This window comes from Synechococcus sp. RedBA-s (genome assembly GCF_024345495.1).
Taxonomy (GTDB): Bacteria; Cyanobacteriota; Cyanobacteriia; order PCC-6307; family Cyanobiaceae; genus Regnicoccus_A.
The window spans coordinates 1-6,750 of sequence record NZ_JAGQBF010000059.1 but is presented as its reverse complement, the minus strand read 5'-3'; the positions used below and the strand labels follow the sequence as shown (position 1 = coordinate 6,750).

At 53.8% G+C, this 6,750-nt stretch carries 8 protein-coding genes and 1 pseudogene; 4 read left to right on the top strand and 5 right to left on the bottom strand.

Features of this window, described 5'->3' with window-relative positions:
- Positions 1–271, bottom strand: a pseudogene (locus KBY67_RS14575) (transposase); the annotation flags it as partial.
- Positions 272–999: 728 nt separating this feature from the next.
- Here KBY67_RS14575 and KBY67_RS14570 point away from each other — a divergent pair.
- Entirely contained in the window at positions 1,000–1,674 is a 675-nt protein-coding gene (locus tag KBY67_RS14570; RefSeq protein WP_255111811.1) for a VC0807 family protein, read from the top strand.
- A gap of 221 nt (positions 1,675–1,895) precedes the next feature.
- Here KBY67_RS14570 and KBY67_RS14565 read toward each other — a convergent pair whose 3' ends face one another.
- Complete coding sequence (locus tag KBY67_RS14565) at positions 1,896–2,927, bottom strand: hypothetical protein (protein WP_255111810.1); 1,032 nt, start codon at positions 2,925–2,927, stop codon at positions 1,896–1,898.
- A 179-nt stretch (positions 2,928–3,106) separates the two neighbouring features.
- Between KBY67_RS14565 and KBY67_RS14560 the strand changes: the two genes are divergently transcribed.
- Positions 3,107–3,721: an AAA family ATPase gene (locus tag KBY67_RS14560; protein WP_255111808.1), complete on the top strand. Its 615-nt coding sequence runs from the start codon at positions 3,107–3,109 to the stop codon at positions 3,719–3,721.
- A 217-nt stretch (positions 3,722–3,938) separates the two neighbouring features.
- Here the strand turns inward: KBY67_RS14560 and KBY67_RS14555 are convergent, their stop codons facing one another.
- Positions 3,939–4,262, bottom strand: coding sequence for a transposase (locus tag KBY67_RS14555; RefSeq protein WP_255111807.1), 324 nt, complete (start codon positions 4,260–4,262; stop codon positions 3,939–3,941).
- Between KBY67_RS14555 and KBY67_RS14550 the strand changes: the two genes are divergently transcribed.
- The gene (locus KBY67_RS14550; protein ID WP_255111806.1) at positions 4,248–4,718 is read left to right on the top strand and encodes a hypothetical protein; all 471 of its coding nucleotides are present in this window, start codon (positions 4,248–4,250) and stop codon (positions 4,716–4,718) included. The two genes, KBY67_RS14555 and KBY67_RS14550, sit on opposite strands and share 15 nt — an antisense overlap.
- A 14-nt stretch (positions 4,719–4,732) precedes the next feature.
- Here KBY67_RS14550 and KBY67_RS14545 read toward each other — a convergent pair whose 3' ends face one another.
- Positions 4,733–5,182 (bottom strand): hypothetical protein, encoded by a 450-nt coding sequence (locus KBY67_RS14545; protein WP_255111805.1) that lies wholly within the window; start codon positions 5,180–5,182, stop codon positions 4,733–4,735.
- Positions 5,183–5,433: 251 nt separating this feature from the next.
- Positions 5,434–5,985: a pyridoxamine 5'-phosphate oxidase family protein gene (locus tag KBY67_RS14540; RefSeq protein ID WP_255111804.1), complete on the bottom strand. Its 552-nt coding sequence runs from the start codon at positions 5,983–5,985 to the stop codon at positions 5,434–5,436.
- A 92-nt stretch (positions 5,986–6,077) separates the two neighbouring features.
- Between KBY67_RS14540 and KBY67_RS14535 the strand changes: the two genes are divergently transcribed.
- Complete coding sequence (locus KBY67_RS14535) at positions 6,078–6,521, top strand: hypothetical protein (RefSeq protein ID WP_255111802.1); 444 nt, start codon at positions 6,078–6,080, stop codon at positions 6,519–6,521.
- Positions 6,522–6,750: the final 229 nt, after the last annotated feature.

Here is a 6,750-nt window from a genome sequence, read left to right as displayed (position 1 = left end):
CGGAACAGCAGGTTGGAGTGGAGCTGCTCCAGCAGCAGCCTCTCGGAGCGGATCCCATAGAACGCCTGAGCAGCGAGGCCAGCAGCAGTTGCTCCGGTGGAACCGATGGTCGTCCTTCTGAGGCGTACAGCCTGCAGAACGTGGGATTGAGCCGATCAAGAGCCTGGTCCGCCAGTTTGCGGATCCGCCGTAGCGGATGGCTGCTCGGGATCCGCTCCTCGATCGAGACGTAGGAGAACAAGGAGCCGCTGCGCTCCTGTTGGCCTCGCATCAACGTCTGTGCAGTTGATCCATTTTCGCAGAGCTGGCCGAGTTTTTTAGCGAACTCCTAAGGGGGCCAGGGGACCCAGACTCCTGCATCTGGCCCTGAAATCAGCACTCCTCAAACCGCGAAGTCCAGGAGTAGGCGAATCATCCGCCGACCTGAGGCCGCCCGGCCTACTTACGCCTGCGAGGCCGGGCGGATTCGTGCAACTGCCTCCTAGTAATCATGGCGTGACCCCTATGGATTTATCCTCAAAACCGGGGGAGCCCCATAGCCAGGCCACTGCTTCGCTGGATTGTGCCGATGCTTGACAGCATTAGATGGGTGTGTCAACAATGGTGAGTGGATACTGGCCCTGCAGATTACGATGTGAAGAGAGATGAGGCTCCTTCAAACGGGCACCTCGAAAAATCCCGAATCTGGCCAACCACGCAACGTGAGAAGCATTGCAGCTACTGGATTGGCCCTATCTCGCTGGGGCGCAATGGGAAAATTTTCGAGGTGCCCAAACGTCACTTTTCTCCCGATGAAACATTTTTTTGACAATGTCTCAAGGTCCTGTCTATTGGAAGTGTTGCCTTGTCCATCAAGAAATCTGGCAGGGAAGGAAATGCTCTTCCACGCAGGACTGACGCAATTTAACAGTATACTGTCATGCGCCACCAATAGAAAAAAGTTATGCAGGAAGACACCTATTGCCCTCGCACTGGCGACAGCGTGAAAATCTTTTTCGAATGAAAACATCTTCAGCAGGGTCTCATAAAGATCTGTTGCGCCATCTGATTCCAAGCCTCGTGATCGACGGATTGCTACCCGCGGCAAGCTATATCATCCTGACAAAGTATCTGCAGGATATTTCACAGGTTACAGCCCTTGGCATTGGCGCTATTTTCCCAGCGGCGAATGGAATTGTTGGCATAATTCGTCGACGTCAATTTGACATGATTGGAACGATTGTACTGACAGGAATAGGAGTAAGCATCCTGGCAGCAGCGATTGGTGGCGATCCAAAGGTTATGCTCATTCGCGAATCAATGGTAACGGGTGTGCTCGGGATAGTGTGCTTGCTGTCACTGTTAGCACCGCGACCGATCCTCTTCTATGTTGGCCGTCAATTCAATACGAGTCACAATTCAATGACTTTCGAAGCCTACAATGCGATCTGGGACAATACGGAGACCCAAATATTATTTCGAGTAATTACCCTTGCCTGGGGCCTTGGGTGGGTTGGTGAGTTTGTACTTCGAGTCATCATGGTTTCGACCCTGTCCCCACCACAAGTCTTGATGATCACACCTTTCATTTTCAACGGGATCACAGTTGGATTGATCGCCTGGACATTTGCGTACACATCTCGGGCAAAGAAACAGGAACGGAGGGTTCATGATCAAACAAACTTATTAGATTAAAGCAAATCTCAAGAGCTGTGTCTATTTTTATGGGTTGAGATCTGGTTGATTTTTGTTTCAGCCCATTACCAGTATTCATTCAGGCTTGAGGGAATGCTCTTCTGCAGAGCTAAATAGGAACAGGTATAGTGTTTTCAACTAAAGTTTGACAAGCCAAATAAATAAGTCATTCCAAACTGTCAAGTGCACCTAATTGGAACATAACTTCCAATGATTTCTATTCACCATGGGCAATTGCTGCCATCCCCGGGATTGCATGGATAGATTTCGTAGGCCTTGCCAATAAGCTCGGGATAATTCTTGTTTGAAACCATATACTTATCAAATTTAAGCTGATCCTTGCCATCGGTAGTCTTATAGAGTGCAAAGAAATAAATCTCAATCAATGGTGGCCAGCCTGGATTATCATTGCCGTCAGTCAATGGCTCATTGTCGACATAGCATTTCCAGCCTTGTTTTGTTCCGGACTCTTCCAGGGTGGGCGAGGAGAAGTTGCTGTTCTGCATCGCCTGATCGGAATTGCAAACCCACGGATAAAGCATAAAGCTGAATAAAGCCGTAGCACCTGTTCCTTCGTAGGGGTGCTTGCCACCATTAATACTGAGGATTTTGTTGCAAACATCTAAATTCCAGCTTCGGCTCTTGCCAGCCTGGCAGTCGTTCGTACCAATTTTACCAAATCCATACCAGCCTCCCCAATACTTGAATTTGTCAAAGACAGTTCTTGTGGATGGATGGACCATCGAGCAGTGATTCCTGGATCCATCCTTGCCATCACAGACCACTTCCGTGCCAGGCTTATTATAGCCCTCGAATCGTTCTATGTATTTGATATCACCAAGGCAGTCGGGTTGAATCCCTGCACCATCGCAGTTGTGAAAGACCCAATAGTCTGATCGATTTGGATAACTGGTCCAGGCCCTTGCGCCTTGTCTTGGATTCAGTGCTGCTCCGGCCACAATTTCTGTGTAAGGATCCCCACTGCAAGGATTCGGTGTTTGATTTTGAAAATTGAACTGAAACGGTCGGTAGTTGAACGGGCTGCAACTAAGATCAGGCCCTCCGGCACCCCCACAGTTGCTGGTGAGCTTAATGTTGTTCGCATAACAGAATGTATCCGTACCCAAGCCGCTGAAACCTTGAGCTACCAGTTGCTGCTGCCTATGGCTTCCATTCTCGCCGACATGCAGCATTCCGTCATGGGGGGGAGTGTGGGCACTAATGGAGAGTAAGGTAGCGACGGTAAAGAGCATGAGGCACCTTGACCTTGTAATGGTATTGCAAGGTAGAAGCTGGACTGAAACAAGAACTGTATCCCCCTATACCTTCCGCTGTCCACCACTGCCCTTCGTTGTTCATTGCATCGTCGCAACTCGTTCGAGGCTAATGTGCGTACAATAGGGGAGTAGAATGATATAAGACATCGCGTCCCATGCGTATCGCAATTTCCGGATCTCACTCTCTGGGTAAATCCACCGTGGTCAGCGAATGGGTCGCCGCCCATCCTGGTTACCTTAGGGAAGAAGAACCCTTCCGCGCCCTGGGCCTCTTCGGTCCTTATGAGATTAAGTTCCGCGAAGCATCAACCAGGCTTCAGAACGGGATTCAGATGTACTACAACATCTCTCGCATCCATCGATACTCGAGCATGTCTGATGATGTGATTTTCGATCGAGCTCCGGTCGATTATCTTGCCTATTCGCAATACACCGCAAATCAGGGAACCACCGACATCGACGACGCCTTTGTGGCCTCGATGGTGCCCGCCGTGATGGAGTCGCTGGATCATCTCGACATTCTGGCTTTTGTACCGAAATCTGAGGCCTGGCCCGTGGCCATGGAGGAAGACGGTATCCGCCCTGTTGATCATGCATACCGCGACGAAGTGGACGCGATCTTCAAGGAGATCTATCGCGATGGTCGCTTCGATGTCATGCCGAGAGAGCAGGCGCCACGGCTGATCGAATTGGTCGGGCCATCAGAGCAACGGCAGGAGCAGTTGAAGAACGCCATCCTTGACCTTAGGCAATGCACCAGGCCTGACTGATGGACAGGTCACTGGAACAAGCGATCCAGAGCGGACCGGCGGCGGCCTTATACCGAGCTCTGGTTCCCGGAACGCCCATGCACGTTGGCTGCAGTGCTCTCAACGGAGAGGACCAGGCCAGATGCGGCGTCTCTCCGATGTGGCAGCGCATCCCAAAGAACCACTGCTTGCCCTTGGCCACTGAGTGCATTTCAGGATCCCTCTCCTTGCGCTTGCTCTAGTGGCTCCGCCACGCTCGGCCTGCGGCCTCGGTGAGGGCGGAGCTGGGGGCATTGATGATCGTGGCATCAAGGATCCTGCCTTCCCTCAACATCACTCCCCAATCACTCAGCATCTGATTCATACCCTCGAGGATCTGCTCCGCGATCCGATGCTCCTCCAGCAGATGGCGGAAGTTGAGAATCGTAGTTTCGTCGGGGATTCTGCCCTCCATCGTCTCGATCCCTACGAAGCGGCGGAACCAGGGCGTGTCGATCAGCATCTCCTCCATCAGGGGGTCTGAAAGCGTGAACCACTGCTGCAGCAGGTGGATGCGCAGCATCACCTCCAAAGGAATCGGCGGACGACCTCCTTTACTGGACGGCTTGTGATACACGGGCGCAATCAAGGCCAGAAACGCCTCCTAGGGAACCGTGATCTCCATCTCATCCAAGAAGCGCTGGCGACGCGTCCTCTTTTTGGTGTAGATCTGCTCGCAGTACGTGAAGCCCAGCTGGAGGGGGGCGGCCATCCGTTCCAGTCTCAGTTTTGGATCTGGATTGATTTTAGCGAGTTTTTCAGATGTTTCTTAATTGTAATTTTGTGGACGCTCAATTCTATGGTCAAAACTGACTTCTCAAGCTCAAAGTCGAAGATGCCGTTGAATATCTATACCGAAACTGTCGCAGAGAGTGTGAGAAACAAGAATAGGATAAGGCCTACACCGGACCGCCAAGAAGAGTGCGAAAGCTTCACCCCGCTGTGGCTGGGCGCGGTGCTGCAGGCGATCGTTCAGTGATGGGCAGGTTGACATCACTCCAACGGTTTGATCTGGTCTTGAGGCTCCGAGACTGGCTGCCCTGGCAGCCTTCGTTGCAGCAGTTTCCGCCTCGACAACCAGCGCAGTGCCGTGGCGAACACCCACAGTGCCAGCCCAGGCTGGATCAAGACATCGGCCTGAGCCGCTAGTGGCAGTTCGGGACAGGAGAAAGTTGCCGTGAACTGGCTGAGGATCTGAAGCAGTCCGCTGAAGATCGCGCAGAACATCAGCACGACCGCCACGGGGAACAGCACCAGTGGCGTGATCACACCGATCAGAGCAAGCAAGAGCCCAAGCACCTGCAACCCTCTCAGCCAGCTCCGAGTCCGCGTCGTCATCCCAGCGCCTGGGAGCAGCCAGGTGAGCAGCACACCGAGGAGCAGAGGCAGCAGCAGGGTCAAGGCCCAGCGGAGCGCTTCGGTGGCGGATTCAGGCACGACCATGGGGACGGAAGCATGACCCGATCATCTCTGCGTCGGGAGTTGACTGAGGCCCTCATTGCGAAGCTGACGCAAGGCTAGGGTTGCACTGAAAGGGAGCCGATCCTGCTGCTAAGAATCTGGACCTTCGGGGCCTCTCTTGGGGCAATGCATAAAGACAACTGTGGGTGTATACACAGTTTCGCTCAGCCGAGCAGATTGGTCCGGTTAACCCCAAGCTAAGCGAGGGCCGAGCCGTGCCCTGCAGCACATGGTTAGGCGTCGCTGTTGAATGCAGGAAGACCATCAATGCTGTTTTGGTTGTTGGCGGCGCGGTAGGACTTAAGTTTCTCCGAGCCTTTGTTGGCAGCCCATCGGTCGAGCGTGTCGCGATGGCTGCGAAAGTCGTAAAGAGGCACCGAATAGCCGCAAGAATCAGAGACACGATGAACTGCTACGTGAACGAAAGCACGAGTACCAGGGTTGGCCGGGAACCGTGAAGAATACTCCGGGAATCTGTCGTCGCTGGGAGTAATAACGGTGCCATGCCCGTGGAGTCGGACAATCTTGGGAGGGCCGTCGAAGGCACAAAACATAATCATGATGCGACCGTTTTCGCGGAGGTGTGCAGCGGTCTCGGCACCGCTGCCCGTGTAGTCTTGATAAGCTACCTCTAGCGGCCCGAGCATGCGGAACGCCTCGCCACCCTTGGGCGATGCGTTGATGTGGCCGGTGGGAGACAGCGGCGCAGTCGCGACGAAGAAAACACGCTGCTTATTAATCCAAGCTGCGAGTTCAGAGTCTATGGTTTTGCGTTGCTTACTCATGGCACGAAGCGATGCCTAAGGCTGAATGGGAGGATCCGCATAAGACTGTTCATCATGATACTCAACTCTAGCCGGTTGATTTTGCCGGGAAGGTGGCTGTTGCTGAACGCTTTCCCGAGATCTTAATTGCCATCTCGCAGAAGTTGCAGCAGAATGGCGAGAACACAGCACTCCCCCCATCCAAGAGCTGGCCGACCTGGATGACCGGACGACTGTTCTTCCAGACCCTCAGCTTTGATGCGCTCGAGGTTCTCGCCTTGGTCGAGGACGCAGGCTCGACACCCAGCGAGGTGGACGCAGCGGTTGGCTTCGGCAATCGGCACACCGCTGAGTTATTCGGTGCCCTTGTTCGCCATGGGCTTCTCGATTGGGTCGGCCGAGACGGCAAACCCGGGACCATGCCGGACTCAAGGCGGTTCACTTCAACAACCTCCCAGCTCACACCACTGGCGCGCAGCCTGAGACACGATCAGAACTTCAGCCTCAAGGCCTTCGGTGCCTCTCTTGGGACTGTGTATGAAGGCAACTGTGGCTGAGTGAATCAGTCCCGCTCAGCTGCCAGTTCGCAAGGCCAGCAGCAAGCCGTGCTGGCAAGTGATCACGGCCTCAAGTGGAGGCTCTCAATAGCCTGACTGCCCGACACAAGTCTGAGAACCCTTGCAACAGCATGCGTCTCAGTCAATGGGGTGGGCAGGGAGCCATGGGAGCTTGGGGCTGCGAAACCAATCCAATCCCCAGTGGATCCCCAGACCCGGCTCCATCGTG

Coding starts and splice junctions, on each gene's coding strand:
- KBY67_RS14545 (WP_255111805.1), bottom strand. CDS start 5,182: ATGGTCGTGCCTGAATCCGCCACCGAAGCGCTCCGCTGGGCCTTGACC.
- KBY67_RS14565 (WP_255111810.1), bottom strand. CDS start 2,927: ATGCTCTTTACCGTCGCTACCTTACTCTCCATTAGTGCCCACACTCCC.
- KBY67_RS14570 (WP_255111811.1), top strand. CDS start 1,000: ATGAAAACATCTTCAGCAGGGTCTCATAAAGATCTGTTGCGCCATCTG.
- KBY67_RS14540 (WP_255111804.1), bottom strand. CDS start 5,985: ATGAGTAAGCAACGCAAAACCATAGACTCTGAACTCGCAGCTTGGATT.
- KBY67_RS14555 (WP_255111807.1), bottom strand. CDS start 4,262: ATGCTGCGCATCCACCTGCTGCAGCAGTGGTTCACGCTTTCAGACCCC.
- KBY67_RS14560 (WP_255111808.1), top strand. CDS start 3,107: ATGCGTATCGCAATTTCCGGATCTCACTCTCTGGGTAAATCCACCGTG.